Below are 18,832 nucleotides of genomic sequence, written 5' to 3'. Positions count from 1 at the left end.
CCCTTAGGGCGGTACTGAAGCTTGCTTTATTGTGGCAGGTGCTTTTGCAGCCAGTTGCGGGCAACAGCGTCATCATAAAAAACCCGAATAGACAACAGCTGGCTGGAGCGGGCTACAAAGTCCAGCGAGGCCAGCTGGTTGTTTAGGTCGGGGGCGAAAACGTAGGCAAAGGCCCGGAGCCCCAAGACGTAAGCCCGCGGTAGCCACTCAAATTCCAACCATTCCATGGCTTCACTCCAGTCGCCGGTAGAGGCGTGCTTGTTGTTGAGCAGCAAGGGAAACCGGAGTTGCTCCTGCGTCTGGAGTACGGCGTTGGCTCCGGTCACAACTGATTCGACGGTGAGGTTGCCAAACCATTGGACATATAGCATTTGCTCGGCAGGGTAGTAAAACTGCTGGAGTAGCGGCGCGCCATGGACATCCAGTACCAGGCCCGTAGCCTGCGCATCAGGACTTGAAAGCGAGGAAGGAGCTGACGCTAATTCAGGACGGGCGGGATACATAGGAGGGGGTATGATAGAGGGGAGCATAGCGCTTGAGTAGTAATATAGCAAAGAATTAATGTAATAAAAGGAGTGCGGGCCTAGCAACTTGATTCTGTACTTTTGTTGCTTGAGCTGCGCCACGGCGGCCAGCCACGCATTCTTTCTTCACCTGTATGCACATTGCCATCGTCGGCAACATTGGAGCTGGCAAAACCACGCTGGCCAACAAGCTGGCTCACCATTTTAATTGGGAAGTATTTCTGGAAGACGTCGATCATAATCCTTACCTCAAGGATTTTTATGACGACATGCCCCGCTGGGCCTTCCATTTGCAGGTGTATTTCCTGAACAGCCGTTTCCAGCAGACGCAGCGCATCAAAGAACTGCAAGCTGCTGGCAAAGGCGTCATTCAGGACCGGACCATCTACGAAGATGCGCACATTTTCGCCGCCAATCTGCACGATTCGCGCCTGATGACGGAGCGCGACTACCACAATTACCTAGGCTTGTTCGAGTCTATGATTAACCTGGTGCGCCCGCCCGATCTGCTGCTGTATTTGCGTGCCGATCTGCCGCGGCTTATCCATCAGATTCAGCAGCGCAACCGCGACTACGAAAACAACATCAAGATCGACTACCTCAAGAACCTGAACGGGCACTACGAGCAGTGGATCAGCAACTACAAGCACGGTAAGTTGCTCATCGTCGACGTCAACCACCTCGACTACGTGCGAAACCCCGAAGACCTTGGTACCATCATCGAGCGAATCAATAGCACGTTGTTCGGGCTGTTTTGAAGAACAAGCAATGAAGAATTTCCTTATTGATTAGCCTTCGGCTGCTGATTCCTTATTCTTCATTGCTCATTACTTATTGCTTGGTTGAGGAATCGCACCAGGGGCTGTGTGGTACGCAGGCTGGTTACTACGCGGGCGGCAAAATCGGGGCGTAGCACTTCGCTGTCGGAGAAGGTTTGGGAAACCCTGAACTCTTTTAAGAGCAGCCATTCTAGGTCGGGAGTCTGCTGATCGTAGCCGCGGGGTGGGCGTTGCAGCCGCTCCCCTTGCAGGCCCGCCGGGAAATAGCGCTGAAGCGCAGGGTCTTCGCGTAGCGCCCTGAACTCAGAACCACTGTAGTGAATCTCTTGGCGTATTCGGGTTAAGCTAGCCGTATCAGGTTTCCAGATACCAGCACCCGTCCAAGTGTGGCCTTCGGGCTGCACCGCCAGAAAATAACCGGCCCAAGGCGCGTGTCGGCCACCGCGCTTCATGCCAGCTCCCATGCGCCGCTTGTAGGGTTCCGGGTCGCGTTGCGAACGGTCGTTTTTGTTGATGCGGAACATAACGTCCGCAGGCGTAAGGGCGCGTAAATCTGGTTCAAACTCCTGCAATCCGACCAGAACCTCTTGCACCAGCGCCGTGTAAATGGCGCGAGCCTGATGATAGAAAGCACGATTCTCATCCATCCAGACCTTGTGGTTGTTGGCTGCTAGGTTGCGGAGGAAGTCAAGGAGAAAAGCACGATCCATGAGGTGGTAAAATAGTGAGTTAGTGAAGTAGCTTATGGCGCGGGTGGTGCCATATCTTTTTCCAGTTGTGGTACCACTATCGTTGCTGATGCTCGCCCAATGTTGTTCCACATGGTGTCGTTCAACGATAGTGGTGCCACGACCAAAAAAGCCGTGGCACCACTGCCTCACCGCCTTACAGCTTACTATATCAGGTATCAGGGCTTCAGGCTAAGCACTTCCACTTGGTCGCCGGTGCGAAGCAGGCCGGAGCGGGTAGTCGTTACGTTTTGCCCGAATAGCACTTTCTTGCCTACAGTGCGGTAGGTGGCTAGCGTACGTAGTGGTTCGCCGAGTGCGCTTTTTTGAGCTGTCTGCTGATTTACGGTGGTCATGACGCATCGCGCACAGGGGCGCACAGCGCGGAAAAGCACTTCTCCAACCCGAAAATTTTCCCAGCTGTCTTCTGTGAAGGCAGTACCGCCGCTGAACACAAGGTTAGGCCGAAACCGGTCCATAAGCACGGGGTCGGGGAGGCGGGAGTTCAACTCATCGAGTGAGCTTTGCCCAACAAGCAGGAAAGGGTAGCCATCGGCAAAGCTTACCAATTGGCCTTCCGGATTCCACTCCGGCTCCACGTCGCGCCGCACCATATCCGACATATAAACCAGCTTGCAAGTCTGCCCGAGGGCTTCGCTGAGCCACTCATCGGCCTCAGAAGAGCCCCGCCAGCCAAATACCATATCGTCCCAAATGGTCACGAACAAAGTTCGCTCCGGGGTGGCTTCGAACGGAACATAGAGCGGTAGCAAATCGGGGCGCTGGGCATGGGTGAGCAGGAACCCATTGAAGGCAGGAGCCACGCGCAGCAACGCCATAGCTGAATTTTGCCTCTGGGTCATGAACTGGTTGCGCTCATTCACAAGCAGCCAGCGCCGATCGTGGCGGAGGCCGCGTTGCTCGGTGGTTGCTTCGCTGAGTCGAATACCGCCCAACGACTTCACAGGATATATATAGAGGTCTTGTAAAACCAAAGAATTGATCATGCTGCGAAGTTAAGTGGCATGAGGCGGTCGTTTGCTACTACCCGTTGATGACTAACCCATATTTCAGTGAACCATGGGTATGCTTTTCATAGACTTAGCATGCCTTTATCATTGCTGCCTCTAATCTGAATTGCATTTATCCACTGCTGGGCTTTTTTGCCTTTATTGTGCCAACAGCACCTGTTTTGACTTATACAAAAGCACGTCGCTTTGCGGCACTGCGGTGTGACGAAGGGCCAGCTTAAGTAGGTCTGGAAGACAGGCACTTGAGGCAAGCACAAGAATAAGCGTTGAGCTGTTCTTTATACCTCCGGGTATTGCTGATATTATGCTTATAATTTCAATGAACGCCCCAAATGCAGAAACGGAAAGCTTCTTCAGAGTCAAAGCGGGAAACGAACCGAGCTTTGCTGTAGCGTAAATAGGCACTGGTAAGGCTATATTCTTGAAAAACAGATTCAGGTTGATATAGAAATAAGATAAACAAGAGTAGATGGTTTGTAACATTTATCGGCATCAAGAGAAACAAGTAGTGAATGCAATCCACTTATAATAGCTAAAGCATAATTTGTAGAGCTAGTTAAAACAAAATTTTACGTTGAAGACTTTACAAGATTGTTCATCATTAATTCAATGATTTCTAATAAAAGTCTGTTTAGTCGATAGTATGTAAAAAAATAGATGATTCTAAGTAAAAATTGCACTGGATGAATTTTAAATTTTGGCTGCTGATTTCAGATGTTATCATCGATAGCGTCAATAATAGAAAATACAAAAAAGTGCTATTGCATTTATCTTGGTAGTCTCTATATTAAGCGTTCCGAAACGGATTGTAAGCCGAATTGGCCTAGCTTTTGAAATCAACTGACACTTCTATTAAAGCGATGATAAACTTTTAACTTTTTTTAGTTATGGAGCAGTTAACTTTTCTTCAAGGGCGACTATGTCGATGCAACTATGGGATTCAATTGATAATCATTTTGATTCCATTGGAACTGGTGCATCCGCCGGTCGACCCTGAAAACTGGATGCACTCAGGACTAATAGCACTGCTAATTGTGGTTTGCACGGGCTCTACGGCCTTATTGTCCGTACGCCGTTTTCATGACTTAGGGTTGAGTGGCTGGTATGCCCTAGCATTGGTTGTGCCCATCCTGAACCTGCCCGCTTTGTTGCTGCTTCTGCTATTGCCAGGCAAACCTAGTCACAACCGGTGGGGCTTGGTGCCAGTGCCTTACCCGCACCCAACAATTCCACAGATTACTATGAGTGGACTGCGCTTACAAATGCCAAGCAGAGTACGTGCATAACGAATAGCCTAGGCTTATTCTACAACAAAAACGCCATCGTACTTTGAATGCGATGGCGTTTTTGTTGCTCAATAAGTTGGTTTAGGGAGTTTGGCGAGCGGCCAACTGCACGGCTTGGTAGAGGTTGACCAGCCCACCCGTACTCGACAATTCAGCGAAATCCACCTCTTTGGTGGTGCCCGGCTTCAGTACTTTGGTATGGTAGACTACGGCTGACTGCAAGATAATGCGCTTCAAGTCTTCGGCCGTGAGCTTGGGAAAATATGACTTCAGGACGGCTGCTATGCCCGATACTACCGGGGATGCCATGCTAGTGCCGCTTTTGTTGCCGTACTCTTGGCCAGGCAGTGTAGAGTAAATCTGATTGCCGGGCGCAAACACATCCACATTCTTTTTGCCGTAGTTGGAAAACTCGGCTACCATGTGGTTGTCATTGAGGCGAGCCGTAGCTCCCACGGTTATCATGTTCGGGATGCGCTTGCCGTTCAGGTAAATCGGCGACGGAAACTCGACATTGGTATCGATGTCCTGGCTTTCGTTGCCAGCCGAGTGTATTAGCAGCACGCCTTTCTTTTCGGCGTACTGAATGGCGGCTTCCACTGCTTCGCGCTGGGGCGAGTAGTATTTGCCGAAGCTCATGTTGATGATGCTCGCTCCGTTGTCGACGGCGTAGCGAATGGCGTTGGCCACGTCTTTGTCACGCTCGTCGCCATTGGGTACGGCCCGCACGGCCATCAGGCGCACGTTGTCGGCGAGACCTAAAATACCGAGGCTATTGGTACGGTCGGCCCCAATGATGCCGGCCACGTGGGTGCCGTGGGAAGGGTCGGGGCCGTGGGTGTCACGATTGCCGTAGAGGCGGTCGTTCACGTTCGTGGGGTCGTCGCCGATGATGGTAGCGCGCGGGTTGAAGGCGGGGTTTAAACTGAAATCGAGCAGGTCTTTGCTCTGGTCCATGCCTTCCTTCATCTCCTTAAGCACCGTTTCCAGGTCGGGGTAGCCGGCAGCACGCAGGTTGGCGTCCAAGCTTATAGCAGCCCGCAACAGATTAGGATCAGTGGGCTTGGCCCGGTGCAGCGTGGCGGTGTCAAGGCGGGATACATTCAGGGCCTGACGGAGGTTCTCAGCTCCGCTTTCGGTTAGCTTGTAGTTTTCGCTGAGCGAATTATACTGAGTGGTATTTTCGGCTACTTTATCAGCTTGGCTCTTCTTTACTTTCTGGTAGAGGTCGAATTCGGCGCGCTTGGCAGCGGGTACGGCCGTGCGCACCTTGCCTTCGTAGAGCGGCTTGAGCTTGGCCAGAATGCGGGTGTCTTCGTAGGTTTCTACATCTACGTTGCGGCCGTCTTTGCCCCCCAAGAAGTTCCAGCCGCGCACATCGTCGGCGTAGCCGTTCTTGTCGTCGTCTTGACCGTTGCCGGCTATTTCGCGCGGATTCGTCCAGAGCACGCGCTTCAGGTCGGCATGTGCTGTGTCGATACCGGCATCAATAACGGCCACTACCACTGGCGTAGAGGTCCGGTTTTTCAACAGCTCCTCGTAGGTGCGCTTGGCACTCACACCCATCACTTTGTCGGCGGTTGGGTCGAGGTGATACCACTGTTGAATGGGCACAGCCGGTAAGGCAGCCGGTGCTGCGCTTTGGGCCACGCTGGCTATGGGCAGCAGCAAGGCCAAACCAAGACTTCGCAACTGGGAAGAAACAGGAAACGACATCAGAAAAGATAAGCGGTGGGAAAGCAGAAAGTACGGGACATAACAAAATGTAGCCAACTTAATTCGGCTTTACTGCCAAAGTACCGAAACAAATTCAGCGTCAGGGACACAAACTGAATTTCTTCTATTGTTTCCTAGGATCACAACATAGGCATGGGTTTTGCGTAAGTTTGCAGCACTGAACCAATACTGAATAGGGTTCTTATGCGAGTCAGTGGTGGGAAGAGGTATTGAGGAAAAACTTGAAATTTTCAGTTGTCCAAATGTTTCCTACCACCCGTCAGCTACCTGCTGACGGGCTTTTCTGTTTGTGTTTGCCCTTTGTTCATACCCCTAGTTTTCCACCTCTTTTTCAAGCTATGAAAATGACTCTACTTGCTCACTTATCTACAAGCGTAATACGCAGGCGGAAAGTCTGGCTATTGCCGCTGCTGTTCTTGTTTACCCTGCCCACTGCCAAAGCGCAGTTTAACACGGGCAATAACAGAGGCTTTTTTGACGTCTTCGTTGTTGCAAAAGTCAAGAGTGCCAATGAGGTGATTTATGACCTCAATGGTCCCCTCACAAATACATCCTATAGTGATTTCGATGGGGAGAGCTTTGGCGATTTTAGCACCAATGAATCTTTGATAATCCGTGGAGGGGAGACTAAGACCTATAAAAACAGTGGCTGCGATATCACAGGCGCTGATTTGTATTATTATGTACACCGAGATGGAACACCTGGAAACGTTCCTTTAGAAAATTACACCCGGATTCAATTACGCTTCGGAGCCGATATAGGTGGTTCAGCTAATCCTAATAACCCGAACCAACCATATAATCCAGGCGACCAACGTTGGGGCGATAGATTTAACCCCACTAATAATGTGAATGTCATAAGGGGACTGACTCCGGGAAGCTATATAGTGGAGGTGTTCGTAACGGCGAGTTTTGACAGATGTGCTGATGGCGCCACGGGAATCATGTACTACAGCAAGAATATGTTGAATTATCAGAGAACCTTTACTGTTAGCCAAGGTCCTTTGCCTGTTGCATTGGTTAGCTTCGAAGCCAAGCGCCAGGAAGCTAATGTGCAATTGAGCTGGGAAACCGCTTCGGAAGAAGACAGCCGCGGTTATGAAGTACAGGTATCAACTGATAGTCGTACGTTTCGGGCATTAAGCTTTGCGTCTAGCCAGAGTGAAGGAAGCAGTGTTGGCCGTCGTCGCTACACCTATACTGACATTGAAGCTGGCAAAGCGGGTGTACGCTATTACCGTTTGCGCCAAGTAGACCTCGACGGCAAAGAAACCTTTTATGGCCCTCGGGTTGTCAATTTCGGTAAAGAAGGAGCGTTGGCAGCACTCATTGCTGCTCCCAACCCTTTCAGTAGTGAGCTGACGTTGACGCTGCCCACGCAGGAAGGCACCCGCTCCGGCACCGTCATGGTAACGGACATGCTAGGGCGCACGGTTTTCAATCAATCCTTACTCTTGGCGGCAGGCACCAGCCAATTGAAGCTGCCCGAATTGAGTGGCTTGCCGAAGGGGTTGTATCACCTGCGCTTAAGTTTGAACGGAGAGCAGCAAGCAATCAAGCTGCTGAAAGAATAGTCTGACTTATTTCTTAGGCAAGAAAGTCCTTCCAACTGTTTGGAAGGACTTTTTTATGTAGGCTGGTAAGGAAACGTCGACCAAAATCAACACTTCGCTTATTTCGCGGTTGACTCCATGCTTCCAGTGTCAGCTGCTGCCGTGCTGTGGTTGGCTACGCAAGCAGCCAGCCTAAGAACCTGTCCAACTAGATTGGCCTGCTTGATCTGGCGTCTGCTTGCTGAGGTGTCTCACTAGTGGTGGTGGAATCAGTTGCTAGTTCCTATGCCAGCGCGTGAGATGCTTCGACAAGCGGACACCAGATCAAGCGGGCTACTCTAGTTGGACAGGTTCTTAGCACCGTCGGAAGGCTGATGCGGCTAAGCTGCCGCATCAGCCTGTATATTTACTGCCCTTGCTTTCACTTCGATTCCTGATGCCTCTTCGTTCGTTGCGCGCCGCCCTGCTGGCATTCTTTGTTCTTCATTCTGCATTGCTCGTTGAAGAAGCCCGTGCCCAGGCTCCCAAAACGTATTCTTCCTCGGAAATCCTGCTGGGCCTCAAGAAGCTCAATGTATTGGGCTCGGTGCTCTACATAGCGGCTCACCCCGACGACGAGAACACCCGCCTGATAGCCTACCTCGCCAACGGCCGCCTATTGGAAACCGGCTACCTGAGCTGCACCCGCGGCGACGGCGGCCAGAACCTGATTGGCCCGGAGCTGCGCGAACAGCTCGGCGTGATTCGGACGCAGGAGCTGCTGGCGGCCCGCCGTATTGATGGCGGCCGGCAGTTTTTCACCCGCGCCAACGATTTCGGCTTCTCGAAATCACCGGAGGAAACCTTCACCATCTGGGACAAAGAGCAGGTGCTGGCCGACATGGTGTGGGTGATCCGGCAGCGCCGCCCCGACGTACTCATCACCCGTTTCCCCACCGACGGCCGCGGCGGGCACGGCCACCACACCGCCTCCGCCATCCTGGCCGCCGAAGCTTTTGATGCGGCTGGCGACCCGAAACGGTTTCCCGAGCAGTTGAAATATGTGCAGGCGTGGCAGCCCAAGCGCCTTTACTGGAACACCGGCAGCTTCTTCGTGAAGCCCGGTGAAAATATGGATGGCTACCTTAAGCTCGATGCCGGCGGCTACAACGCGCTGCTCGGCCAGAGCTACGGCGAAATTGCGGCTCGCAGCCGCTCGCAGCACAAAAGCCAGGGTTTCGGCTCGGCCGCCACGCGCGGCGAAGCGCTGGAGTATCTGCAGTATGTAAAAGGCGACAAGGCCACCAAAGACCCGTTCGAAGGCATTGACATGACCTGGAACCGGGTGCCCGGCGGCGCGGCCGTGGGCAAGCTGCTCGATGAGGTAATTCGGAAGTATAATGCGGCCAATCCGGCGGCTAGTGTGGCGGGGCTGGTTGCGGCTCGCCAAGCTATGGATAGGCTTACTGAAGTGGAGCTTAATGACGCTGTCTATAGTTCTGAAGCAACTGCAAGCCAACGGGAAGCTGCCTACGCTGTTTTGTGGTTGATTGAAAAAGAATCTGAGCTAGACCAATTACTCGCCGCTTGTATTGGCTTGCATATAGAAGCTACAACTCTTTCGCCAACAGTTACGCCGAGTGGAAAACTTGAAGTAAAAATTGAGGCCGTCAACCGTTCTCCTCTGCAAGTATCATTTGAGCTTCTCCCCAGTGCAATAGTCAAAGGGGAATTGAAGCAGAATGTGCCTTTCCGTAGTTCAACCACAGTAGACATATTGCCCGAGAAATCAACTGATATAGAACGGCCAGCACAAGGTATTACGCAGCCGTACTGGCTACTGGAAAAGCCAACGGTCGGTATGTACCGCATTCCTGCTGTTGTTGCCGCTTTCCATATAGAGCCACAGTCTTTTAGATCAGTTAAGTTGATTCGAGCGTCGGAAGCAGATGTAATAGGCACTCCTGAAAATCTGGCCGCTGTGAATTTAAGTTTTAGTGTGTCTATAGGGGGGAAGCATAGTTTATATTACGTTATCCCCGTCCAGTACAAAAGCACCGACCCGGTGGAAGGAGAAAAGTACCGCCCGCTGACCGTGGTGCCGCCTGTGGCCGTGAACATAGCCGGCCAGGCCTACGTCTTCGCCAACAACCAGCCCAAAACGGTGCCCGTAACGCTGCGGGCCGGCAAGGCGGGCGTGAAAGGCGCGGTGGCGCTTACGCTGCCCAACGGCTGGAAAGCGGAGCCAGCCAGCATTCCGTTTGATTTGGCCAGCAAAGACGCCGAACAGACCGTGCAGTTCCGGGTGTTGCCGGGGGCGGGGGTGGCCGAGGGCAAAACCGAATTACGTGCCGTGGCTACCGTGGACGGGCAGGCGTATTCGCGGGGCTACCAGGTTATCGAATACAACCACATTCCCACCCAAACGTTGTTCCCCGAAGCTGTGGCCCCGCTGGTGAAGCTGGACCTCAAGCGCAAGGGCCAGGAAATCGGCTACCTGATGGGGGCCGGCGACGAGGTGCCTGACGCGCTGCGCCAGATCGGCTACAACGTTACGCTGCTCAAGCCCGAAGATATTACCGACGCCAACCTGCGCCGCTTCGATGCCGTGGTACTCGGCATCAGGGCTTACAACACGGTCGATAAGCTTAAGACGCTCCAGCCTACGCTGCTGCGCTACGTCGAAAGTGGCGGCAACATGGTAGTACAGTACGTGGTGAACCGCGGCACCGTCATGCCCCAGATTGGGCCGTACCCGCTCACCCTTTCCAGCGACCGGGTGACGGTGGAAAATGCGGCCATTACTTTCCTGAAACCGCAGCAGCCGCTGCTCAACACGCCCAACAAGATAACTGCCAAGGATTTTGAAGGCTGGGTGCAGGAGCAGGGCCTCTACTATCCTTCACAGTGGGACGCCAAGTACCAGCCCGTTATCAGCAGCCACGACCCCAACGAATCGGCCAAGGAAAGCGCCATCCTGGTAGCTGACTACGGCAAAGGCCACTATATCTACACCGGCCTCAGCCTGTTCCGCGAATTGCCAGCCGGCGTACCCGGCGCGTACCGCCTTTTAACCAATATGGTGTCGTTGGGGAAATGACCAACCGGGGCCTCACCCCTAGCCTCACCCCCTAGCCCCCTCTCCCGTTGAGAGGTGGGACTAATTTCTAGTTCTCTAGCTCTAATCTACTCCTGTCCCACCCATGCATCAAGAACCCGCAAAGTCGGAAACTAGCTCTAATGCTAAAACTAGTCTCCCCTCTCAACAGGAGAGGGGGCTAGGGGGTGAGGCTAGGGGTGAGGCAACCGGGGCCACCAACTGGCGCACCTGGTACTGGTTGGTGCTAGGGGCGTTGGCGGTGGAAATAGTGTTTTTCACGTACCTCACCCGTCTATTTGCATGAGTGTACTCGACTGGCTGGTGCTGGGTGGTACGCTGCTCTTTATTGTGGGCTACGGCACCTGGCGTACCCGCCGCGCCGGCGCAACCATGGATTCGTACCTGCTCGGCGACCGGCAGGCGCAGTGGTGGGGCATCGGGCTTAGCATTATTGCCACGCAGGCCTCGGCCATCACCTTCCTCAGCACCCCCGGCCAGGCCTACGACGACGGCATGCGCTTCATTCAGTTCTACTTCGGCCTACCGCTGGCCATGGTCCTGATTGCTATTTTCGCCGTCCCAATTTACCAGCGGCTTCAGGTGTTTACGGCCTACGAATATCTGGAAGGGCGCTTTGACAGGCGGACTCGCACGTTGGCGGCGGTGCTGTTTCTGGTGCAGCGGGGGCTTAGCAATGGTTTGTCGTTGTACGCGCCGGCCTTGGTGCTGTCGGCTATTTTGGGCTGGAATATCAACCTGACGGTTTGGCTGATTGGGGGGCTGATGATTTTTTACACCGTGGCGGGTGGCACCCAGGCCGTGGCCGTGACGCAGCAGTGGCAGGTGGCCGTTATTTTCACGGGGATGGTGGTGGCGGGCTACCTGCTGGTGCACTACCTGCCCGCCGATGTGGGCTTCACGGAGGCTATGCAGGTGGCGGGCAACCAGGGCAAGCTCAACCTCGTCGATTTTCACTTCGACCCCAACGACCGGTACAACTTCTGGTCGGGCATGACCGGCGGCTTGTTCCTGGCCCTCTCGTATTTCGGCACCGACCAAAGCCAGGTACAGCGCTACCTGGCCGGCCGCGACATCACCGAAAGCCGCCTCGGGCTGCTCATGAACGGGCTGGTGAAGGTGCCCATGCAGTTCGGTATTCTGCTGATTGGGGTGCTGCTGTTCGTGTTCTACCAGTTCAACGCGCCCCCGCTCACCTTCAACCGCCCCGTCCACGACCAAGTAGCCCAATCGGTGGAGTACGGCCCCACCCTGCGCGCTTTGGAGGCCAAACACCGCCAGCTGTTCCAGGAAAAGCAAGCGGCCAACACGCAGCTGGTGCAGGCGCTACGTGCTAACGATGCCAGCCAATTGGCAGCTGCGCAAATCCAGGTGCAAACATCCAACACCGCCACCCGCGCCCTGCGCACCGAAGCGCAGGCCCTGCTGAAAAAAGCCGCCCCCTCGGCCGAGGCCAAAGACACCGATTACGTGTTCCTGACCTTCGTGCTGCGGTACTTGCCGCAGGGCCTGGTGGGCTTGCTGATTGCGGTGGTGCTGTCGGCGGCTATGGGCTCGGCGGCTTCTGGCCTCAATGCGCTGGCTTCTACTACCGTGGTAGACCTGTACCGCCCGAGCCGCCCGCACCTGAGTGGCAGCCACTGCGTGCGGGCCTCCCGGTGGGCCACCGTGGCGTGGGGCGTGCTCGGCATCGGGTTTGCCACGTTTGCCGCCCGCCTCGAAAACCTGATTCAGGCCGTGAACATCCTTGGCTCGCTCTTCTACGGCACCATTCTCGGCATTTTTGTGGTGGCGTTTTTTATGAAGAGTATTGGCGGCAAGGCGGTGTTTTGGGCCGCTATTCTCGCCGAAATTATTGTGCTGCTGCTGTTCTGGCTGACCGACATTGGCTACCTCTGGTTCAACATCATCGGCTGCGGGCTGGTGATGGGGCTAGCGGCGTTGCTGTCGGTGCGTAGGAGTGTAGCATAAACTTTAGCTGGCTGATAGAAATGACGCTCTACTATAATTTAGCCCGTAGAAAACGCAGCGGGTCCCGCAGAAGGTGTAGTGTTCTGGAAAACATATCAGAACACTACACCTTCTGCGGGACCCGCTGCGTTTTCTACGGGCTAAAGCCCGCTAGGGGCTAAAGCGTCTACTTTGCGGCGGGCTTTTTAGCTTCGGCCACCAAGTCGTCGTTCATTTTGGCGTAGTCGGTGTTGGGCGGCGTAGACGCCAGGGCGAGCTTCTTGGACTGCTCGGCGGCGGCGGTAGCGCCTTTGTAATCCTTCATCTTCATCCGGATTTTAGCTTCCGTGTGCACGTTCCAGAACTTGGGGTCCTTCTCGTTGGCTTTCTGAATCCAGGTCAGGGCTTGCTTGAGGTCCTTGTTGTTATCGTAGTAGTAGACGGCGGCGGCGGCCAAGTCGTTGGCGGTCGGGGCGGCGCTTTTCACCACTTTCTCGTCGATTTGGGCTACCACCTTGGCATCCACTTCCGTGGTCACTTTGAACTTGGCGCCAGTGTTCTCCCACACCATATCCACGTTGGCCGTGGCGGGCGTGAGGTCGGCGAAGTTGATGGTGAAGGTTTCCACTTTGGTAGCGGTTTTGTAAGGCTTCACCGTGAAGCTGGCCACGTTGTCGGTGTCTTTAAAGCCATCAACATCGGCGCCTTGCTTGGTGTTTTTGCTGAGCACCACGGTCCACTCGGCCGCATTCGGGATGGTGTAGATACCGTACTCACCAGCCGGCACTTTTTTGCCTTCCAACGTCACGTCGTCTGAAAACTTAATGGTAGTCGTAGCATTGGCGCCCGTGCGCCACCGCTTCCCAAGAGGCGCGAGGGGAGATGCTGCACCGAAAGCAGCGCGCCCTTTTAAGCTCGGCCGCGAGTAAGTGATGGTAATGTCGGTGAGGCCGACGCGCTGTTGCACGGTACTTTTAGGGCTGGCGGCGGGGGTGGTAATCTGAGCGTGAACCGTTTGCGGAACGGCTACGAGAAGAGCCAGGCCAGCGGTGAGAGAGAGAAGTGCTTTCATGAAAGGGGAAAATGAAATTGATTCGTGGTTAAAAGTAATAAAACCCGCGTTGGAGCGCGGGTTTTAGTGAAGTCAGGCAAGCACAACGATGAGAATATCACATCTTCTCTATCGTAGTTCTTAGGTTAAAGCGGTTTATGTTGTGTTGCTGCAAGAGTTGAATGACAGGACGGATAGCAGCAAAAGGCGTTTTCTTGTCTGCCCGAATAAAACAGAAGCTTGATACACCAGCACATTCTCTGTACACGCGACGAGTGGCATCTATGTATTCTCCTAACTGTTCAGTTGGTATACCTGTTTTAAGAAGTGTATAGCGTCGCGTTTGCGAAGAGGAAAAGTATTCTGGAAGTCTGCGCACATCGATGCCTACGTATGGCAGCCGGTGCAATTCCTGCCGTTGTGAAGGGGTGAATCGAATACCATGTAGCAAGGCCACCTGCTCGATAACCATAGTCCGATACGGCTCATCTTCGACGTTGAAGAAGAGCCTATTGTCTTTACTAACAGTGATATTATAGTGGCGGTTATAGGGAAAGCAGCCACTGCCTGAAGAAGTGGGCAGGTCGACATCAGGTTCCATATGCCTTATTTGACCAATACTCAGACAAAGACATAAGACCATAAGCAAGGCTATTGCCAGTGGCCACACCTCCGGAAGCGACAATTTGCGCCGGTAGATCTGACGTGGGCGGGACTGTTGCAGGATAGGAACCATATGAGTAGAGGCCGGTAGCTAGAATTAACCAACGATAAATTCTACAGCATCTATATACTATTGGGCCTACAATTTGGTCCGGTTGCCCTTATGCTACACCTCCCGCACGGCAATTTTGGCATCTCTCACCAAAGCCAGCAGGTGCTCGGGTGTATTAGGCGCCTGTATCTGGCGCAAATCCACGTAATAACAAGCGGCTTCGGTGGGGTAGAGCAGCAGCCAGTTCGGCCGCACCCACACGGCGCGGCGCAACGTGCGCCAGCGTGCTTCGAAACGCCCATCAGCACTGCTGCCACATAACGTTTCTAGGTCGAAAGTGAAGTTAATAGGGTGGTGCAGACCAGTGTTTTTGGCGTAGCCGCGCCGCAGCTCGTAGCGCACTATTGCCATACGTACCCCGGCGTACAGCACTGCAACTGCCAGAAAAACCACTCCACTCCAATTTGTAACATAGCCGGATCGAGTTATGTCTTGGTAGACGCCTACGCTTAGCAGGAGGATGGCCATACCGAGTAGCAAATGATTGAACAAGGTGCGAGGCCGCTTCTTCCAAAGCCGGAAATTCACGGCCACGTATTCATCGGCTGTCATCGTGACGCCAGAAGCAAGCAGAGGCAGGTGCATATATGAATCGGTGTGCGGTGCTACCTCAACGCTAGATGAGCCAGGAAATCAACAGTCTTATTTGACCGTTTACTTTGACTCCGCCAACTGGTGCCGCTCGTTCTTTACGGTGTTGGCTACAGTCCAGGGAATTTCGCGGGTGAAGGGGTGGTGGCGCACCGGGCACTCGGGCATGTGGCAGTGCGAGCAAGCCGAGAAGTTACATGGGTCGGCGTGCACGAACATCTCGGTATCTACCTCGAAGCGGGTTTGGATAAATTCCTCGATGCGGTGAACCTCGCCATGGACTTCTTCCAAACTGAAGTAATACGGCAGCGTGACGTGGCAATCGATGTGTAAATCGGCGCCGTAGCGCAGCACGCGCAGGTTGTGCACATCAATCCAGGCGGGCTGGCGGTGCTGCTGCAACTCCTGAATCACGCGGCCCACGGTCTTCACGTCCGACTCGTCCATGAGGCCGGCCACCGACTTACGCAGCATCCGGTAGCCGTTCACGGTAATGAAAAGCCCGAGTAGGTAGGCCGCAATGGTGTCGTAGAGCACGTTGCCGGTAAAGAACACCAGGGCCAGCGCTGCACACGATACAATGGTGTTTAGCGCATCGATATACAAGTGCTGCCCGTCGCCGACCAACGCCACCGAGTGCATACGGCGCCCCGCCCGCACCAGCACGAAGCCCACCGCCAGGTTCACGACGGCCGTAGCCCCCAATAGCCACAAGCCCGAATCGGGGCGGGCTACCACGTGGGGGTGCAGCAGGGTACTGGTGGCGCTGTAGAAGATGTAGGCACCCGCAAACAGGATCAGGCCACCCTCGAACCCCACCGACAGGTACTCCACCTTGCCGTGACCGTACGGATGGTTTTCATCCTTGGGCAGGCTAGCCAGGTAGATGCTGTAAAGCGCGAAGCCGCTGGTAAACACGTTGATAATCGACTCCAGCGCATCCGTCAGTACGGCTTGCGAGCGGGTTAGGTAGTAGGCGTAAAATTTCACCAATACCAGCACCACGCTCACCACTAGGGAAAGCAAGCCTAATTGGTTTTTGGTTTTTGCGAGAGACGACATAGCAGGACGCCAAGTAGAAATTGGCGAAGTGTTGAACGGGAGTGTACGGCAAGGAAAAATCGAGCGCTAATAAGCTGCCATACTGAAGTACGGCAGCTTATTAGCGCTAACTCAACTCAAACTGCAGCTTCAGCAGATTCGCGTACAGCCCGTTTTCGTTATGAGCCAGTTGGTCGTGGGTGCCTTGCTCCACAATGCGGCCGCCATCAATAACCAGAATCTTGTCGACTTTACGGATGGTGCTCAGACGGTGGGCAATGATGATGCTGGTGCGGTTTTGCATCAGCTCGTCCATGGCGCCCTGCACCAGCTTTTCGCTTTCACTATCGAGCGAGGAAGTAGCTTCGTCGAGGACCAAGATAGCTGGGTTTTTCAGGATGGCGCGGGCAATAGCCACGCGCTGCCGCTGCCCACCCGAGAGCTTAATGCCCCGCTCGCCCACCAGCGTATCCAGCTTCTCCGGAAACGACTCGATGAACTGCCAGGCGTTGGCTTTGCGGGCGGCCGTCATGATTTCCTCGTCGGTGGCGTCGGTTTTGCCATAGGCAATATTCTCCCGAATGCTGCCCCCAAACAAGATGGTTTCCTGCGGCACAATACCGATATGGCGGCGCAGCTCCGTCAGGTCGTACTGGCTAACGGGCCGGCCGTCAATCAAGATCTTACCTTCGCTTAGCTCATAGAACTGCATCAGCAGCTGCACGATAGTGGACTTGCCGGCGCCCGAAGGCCCGACCAGCGCGATTTTTTCGCCGGCCTGAATATCGAAGCTGATGTCCTTGAGCACCGGTAAGTCGGGGCGGGTGGGGTAGCGGAAAGCCACGTTGCGGTAGTCGATGTCGCCGCGTACTTGCAGTGGTGCCAAGCCAGCCACGCGGGGCTGGTGCGTAGGCTCGGTCGGCTCGTCCAGGATTTCTAGGATGCGCTCGGAGGCGCCAAGAGTGCTTTGCACCTTGCCATACAGCTCGCCGAGGCCGCCCACGGACGCCCCTACGAAGGCGGTGTAAATGATAAACGACACCAGCTGCCCAATTTCCAGGTGGTCGGGGCCGGTAGAATTAACCAGCGTGGCCCCGCGCCACAGCACTAGAATGATGCCGCCAAACAGGCCGATAATCACGAACGAAACAAATGCGCCCCGGTACAAGTTGCCTTTCAGTGCGGCTTGCACGGCCCGGTTCAGCGAAAAGTTGTAACGCGCCACTTCAAACAGCTCGTTGGTAAACGCCTTCACCGTGTTGATAGCCTGCAAGGTTTCTTCCACAATGACGTTGGTCTTGGCCAGCTCGTCTTGCGTGGTGCGTGACAGCTTGCGAATGTTACGCCCAAACACAAAGACCAATCCCACAATCAGGGGAAAGGTTGCCAGCATAAACAAGGAGAGCTTAATGCTCACCACCATGATGGCGGCAATGCTGACGATAAGGGTAACAATCTGGCGGAACAGCTCGGCCAGCGTCAAAGAAAAGGCATCTTGAATCTGGCCGACATCGGTGGTGATGCGCGACGTAACTTCACCCACTCGGTGGGTTTCGTAGAAAGGAATCGGCAGCAGCATGAACTTCTGGTACAGTGCGCGGCGAATATCGCGCACCGTAAACTCGCTTACCTGCGTGAAAAACCAGATGCGGCCAAACGAAAACAGGCCCTGCAGCACGATAATGCAGAACAGCAGCAACGCAATTCGGTCGATGCTGAGCACTAGGCCGCCGGGCAGGGTCACGGGCTTGTGGTTGGCAGCATCCACTAACTTGCCGGCCACCCACGGAAATGCCAGGAACGTGCTGGTGCTCAGAGCCAGCAAAAGCAGCCCCACCAGGAATTTACCGCGGTACGGCAGCGTGAAACGAAACACCTGCAGCCCGCGCTGAAAACTCTCTTTACTTAATTTCTTTTTTTCCGGCTCCGGGTTCGCCCCATTGCCACTCGTATTCAATCCGCTTCGGGCCATTCTCTATAGAAGTTAGACGCTAGGAGCTAGGAGTGAGGAGCTAGGAGTTAAGAGTGAGGGGCAAGGAGCTGCCAAGAGTGTCTCTTGTCTCCTGATTCCTGTCTCTTACTTTCTGTCTCCTAGCTCCTCACTTCTAGCTTCTTAGTTATTCATCCTTGTTATTCGCCTGCTCTACTTTCAAAATTTGCCCGTTGCCAAACGGCACAGGCAAACTGATTTGCACCGGCACTGGCTGGCCCTTGCGGGTCGCGGGCTTGAAAGCCGGCAACAGCGCCAGCACCCGCAGCGCCTCCGCATCCTGCGCCGCCGACAACGATTGCGTCACCACGGGGTTGCTGAGGCGGCCATCGGCGCCAACAGTAGCCGTCACCACTACGTTGCCGGTAGGGTTGCTGACGCCGGAAGTCTGCGGATACTTGATGTTTTGCTGAAAAAAGGTGCCTAACCCATCGGCGCCGCCCGGAAACGACGGGGCTACATCGGGCCGGTTGGAGGCCGGCCGGGCCTGTGCCTGCATCCGGCCGGCCTTCAGTTCGGTGGGCTTCGGTGAAGTCGGGGTTGACTGCTGCGCACGAGCGGTAAAAGCAGCCCCAACGAGCAGAACCAGAAAGAATACGTGTTTCATAGGTTGCAAAAAGTTGAGGCACAGTAGTGTTACGCGCCACTGTAGCGCGGAAGTCCGTTCCGCGACGAGCGGAGCGAGTACGAGATGCTGCG

The 18,832-nt window shown here is 54.5% G+C and carries 17 protein-coding genes; 6 read left to right on the top strand and 11 right to left on the bottom strand.

Features of this window, described 5'->3' with window-relative positions; translation table 11 throughout:
* Positions 1–26: 26 nt before the first annotated feature.
* Entirely contained in the window at positions 27–503 is a 477-nt protein-coding gene (locus tag VF639_RS12930; RefSeq protein WP_331146330.1) for a hypothetical protein, read from the bottom strand.
* Positions 504–658: 155 nt separating this feature from the next.
* On the opposite strand from VF639_RS12930, the gene VF639_RS12925 reads away from it, so the two are divergent.
* On the top strand, positions 659–1,282 hold the full coding sequence (locus VF639_RS12925; protein WP_331146329.1) for a deoxynucleoside kinase: 624 nt from the start codon (positions 659–661) through the stop codon (positions 1,280–1,282).
* A 59-nt stretch (positions 1,283–1,341) separates the two neighbouring features.
* Here VF639_RS12925 and VF639_RS12920 read toward each other — a convergent pair whose 3' ends face one another.
* The 3 genes from VF639_RS12920 to VF639_RS12910 all read right to left on the bottom strand — a co-directional run bounded on the left by VF639_RS12920 (position 1,342) and on the right by VF639_RS12910 (position 3,545).
* Positions 1,342–2,013, bottom strand: coding sequence for a DUF2461 domain-containing protein (locus tag VF639_RS12920; protein WP_331146328.1), 672 nt, complete (start codon positions 2,011–2,013; stop codon positions 1,342–1,344).
* Between the two features lie 197 nt (positions 2,014–2,210).
* Positions 2,211–3,038, bottom strand: coding sequence for an MOSC domain-containing protein (locus VF639_RS12915; protein WP_331146327.1), 828 nt, complete (start codon positions 3,036–3,038; stop codon positions 2,211–2,213).
* A gap of 162 nt (positions 3,039–3,200) precedes the next feature.
* The gene (locus tag VF639_RS12910; protein ID WP_331146326.1) at positions 3,201–3,545 is read right to left on the bottom strand and encodes a hypothetical protein; all 345 of its coding nucleotides are present in this window, start codon (positions 3,543–3,545) and stop codon (positions 3,201–3,203) included.
* 404 nt (positions 3,546–3,949) lie between these two features.
* Between VF639_RS12910 and VF639_RS25370 the strand changes: the two genes are divergently transcribed.
* Positions 3,950–4,348 (top strand): DUF805 domain-containing protein, encoded by a 399-nt coding sequence (locus VF639_RS25370; RefSeq protein ID WP_414654717.1) that lies wholly within the window; start codon positions 3,950–3,952, stop codon positions 4,346–4,348.
* A gap of 81 nt (positions 4,349–4,429) precedes the next feature.
* Here VF639_RS25370 and VF639_RS12905 read toward each other — a convergent pair whose 3' ends face one another.
* Positions 4,430–6,064, bottom strand: coding sequence for a S8 family peptidase (locus VF639_RS12905; RefSeq protein WP_331146325.1), 1,635 nt, complete (start codon positions 6,062–6,064; stop codon positions 4,430–4,432).
* A 359-nt stretch (positions 6,065–6,423) separates the two neighbouring features.
* Between VF639_RS12905 and VF639_RS12900 the strand changes: the two genes are divergently transcribed.
* The 4 genes from VF639_RS12900 to VF639_RS12885 all read left to right on the top strand — a co-directional run bounded on the left by VF639_RS12900 (position 6,424) and on the right by VF639_RS12885 (position 12,706).
* A complete protein-coding gene (locus tag VF639_RS12900) occupies positions 6,424–7,659 on the top strand; it encodes a T9SS type A sorting domain-containing protein (protein WP_331146324.1) in 1,236 nt (411 codons plus the stop codon).
* Positions 7,660–8,074: 415 nt separating this feature from the next.
* On the top strand, positions 8,075–10,717 hold the full coding sequence (locus VF639_RS12895; protein WP_331146323.1) for a PIG-L family deacetylase: 2,643 nt from the start codon (positions 8,075–8,077) through the stop codon (positions 10,715–10,717).
* A gap of 103 nt (positions 10,718–10,820) precedes the next feature.
* On the top strand, positions 10,821–11,021 hold the full coding sequence (locus VF639_RS12890; RefSeq protein WP_331146322.1) for a hypothetical protein: 201 nt from the start codon (positions 10,821–10,823) through the stop codon (positions 11,019–11,021).
* A complete protein-coding gene (locus VF639_RS12885; RefSeq protein WP_331146321.1) occupies positions 11,018–12,706 on the top strand; it encodes a sodium:solute symporter family protein in 1,689 nt (562 codons plus the stop codon). The genes VF639_RS12890 and VF639_RS12885 overlap by 4 nt, the downstream gene beginning before the upstream one ends.
* Before the next feature lie 166 nt (positions 12,707–12,872).
* On the opposite strand, the gene VF639_RS12880 is transcribed toward VF639_RS12885, so the two are convergent.
* The 6 genes from VF639_RS12880 to VF639_RS12855 form a co-directional block, all read right to left on the bottom strand.
* On the bottom strand, positions 12,873–13,757 hold the full coding sequence (locus tag VF639_RS12880; protein ID WP_331146320.1) for a DUF2911 domain-containing protein: 885 nt from the start codon (positions 13,755–13,757) through the stop codon (positions 12,873–12,875).
* A 97-nt stretch (positions 13,758–13,854) separates the two neighbouring features.
* Positions 13,855–14,472: a biopolymer transporter ExbD gene (locus VF639_RS12875; RefSeq protein ID WP_331146319.1), complete on the bottom strand. Its 618-nt coding sequence runs from the start codon at positions 14,470–14,472 to the stop codon at positions 13,855–13,857.
* 93 nt (positions 14,473–14,565) lie between these two features.
* The gene (locus VF639_RS12870) at positions 14,566–15,096 is read right to left on the bottom strand and encodes a hypothetical protein (protein ID WP_331146318.1); all 531 of its coding nucleotides are present in this window, start codon (positions 15,094–15,096) and stop codon (positions 14,566–14,568) included.
* A gap of 69 nt (positions 15,097–15,165) precedes the next feature.
* Positions 15,166–16,164 (bottom strand): cation diffusion facilitator family transporter, encoded by a 999-nt coding sequence (locus VF639_RS12865; protein WP_331146317.1) that lies wholly within the window; start codon positions 16,162–16,164, stop codon positions 15,166–15,168.
* A gap of 106 nt (positions 16,165–16,270) precedes the next feature.
* On the bottom strand, positions 16,271–18,115 hold the full coding sequence (locus VF639_RS12860) for an ABC transporter ATP-binding protein (protein ID WP_331146316.1): 1,845 nt from the start codon (positions 18,113–18,115) through the stop codon (positions 16,271–16,273).
* Between the two features lie 145 nt (positions 18,116–18,260).
* Entirely contained in the window at positions 18,261–18,740 is a 480-nt protein-coding gene (locus VF639_RS12855; RefSeq protein ID WP_331146315.1) for an energy transducer TonB, read from the bottom strand.
* Positions 18,741–18,832 lie beyond the last annotated feature (92 nt).

Source organism: Hymenobacter sp., from assembly GCF_036387835.1.
Classification (GTDB): domain Bacteria; phylum Bacteroidota; class Bacteroidia; order Cytophagales; family Hymenobacteraceae; genus Hymenobacter.
This window is presented reverse-complemented; position numbering and strand designations above follow the sequence as displayed.

Bases quoted from the DNA above. Each gene is read 5' to 3' on its own strand.
- VF639_RS12930 (WP_331146330.1), bottom strand. From the start codon at position 503: ATGTATCCCGCCCGTCCTGAATTAGCGTCAGCTCCTTCCTCGCTTTCA.
- VF639_RS12925 (WP_331146329.1), top strand. From the start codon at position 659: ATGCACATTGCCATCGTCGGCAACATTGGAGCTGGCAAAACCACGCTG.
- VF639_RS12920 (WP_331146328.1), bottom strand. From the start codon at position 2,013: ATGGATCGTGCTTTTCTCCTTGACTTCCTCCGCAACCTAGCAGCCAAC.
- VF639_RS12915 (WP_331146327.1), bottom strand. From the start codon at position 3,038: ATGATCAATTCTTTGGTTTTACAAGACCTCTATATATATCCTGTGAAG.
- VF639_RS12910 (WP_331146326.1), bottom strand. From the start codon at position 3,545: ATGTTACAAACCATCTACTCTTGTTTATCTTATTTCTATATCAACCTG.
- VF639_RS25370 (WP_414654717.1), top strand. From the start codon at position 3,950: ATGGAGCAGTTAACTTTTCTTCAAGGGCGACTATGTCGATGCAACTAT.
- VF639_RS12905 (WP_331146325.1), bottom strand. From the start codon at position 6,064: ATGTCGTTTCCTGTTTCTTCCCAGTTGCGAAGTCTTGGTTTGGCCTTG.
- VF639_RS12900 (WP_331146324.1), top strand. From the start codon at position 6,424: ATGAAAATGACTCTACTTGCTCACTTATCTACAAGCGTAATACGCAGG.
- VF639_RS12895 (WP_331146323.1), top strand. From the start codon at position 8,075: ATGCCTCTTCGTTCGTTGCGCGCCGCCCTGCTGGCATTCTTTGTTCTT.
- VF639_RS12890 (WP_331146322.1), top strand. From the start codon at position 10,821: ATGCATCAAGAACCCGCAAAGTCGGAAACTAGCTCTAATGCTAAAACT.
- VF639_RS12885 (WP_331146321.1), top strand. From the start codon at position 11,018: ATGAGTGTACTCGACTGGCTGGTGCTGGGTGGTACGCTGCTCTTTATT.
- VF639_RS12880 (WP_331146320.1), bottom strand. From the start codon at position 13,757: ATGAAAGCACTTCTCTCTCTCACCGCTGGCCTGGCTCTTCTCGTAGCC.
- VF639_RS12875 (WP_331146319.1), bottom strand. From the start codon at position 14,472: ATGGTTCCTATCCTGCAACAGTCCCGCCCACGTCAGATCTACCGGCGC.
- VF639_RS12870 (WP_331146318.1), bottom strand. From the start codon at position 15,096: ATGCACCTGCCTCTGCTTGCTTCTGGCGTCACGATGACAGCCGATGAA.
- VF639_RS12865 (WP_331146317.1), bottom strand. From the start codon at position 16,164: ATGTCGTCTCTCGCAAAAACCAAAAACCAATTAGGCTTGCTTTCCCTA.
- VF639_RS12860 (WP_331146316.1), bottom strand. From the start codon at position 18,115: ATGGCCCGAAGCGGATTGAATACGAGTGGCAATGGGGCGAACCCGGAG.
- VF639_RS12855 (WP_331146315.1), bottom strand. From the start codon at position 18,740: ATGAAACACGTATTCTTTCTGGTTCTGCTCGTTGGGGCTGCTTTTACC.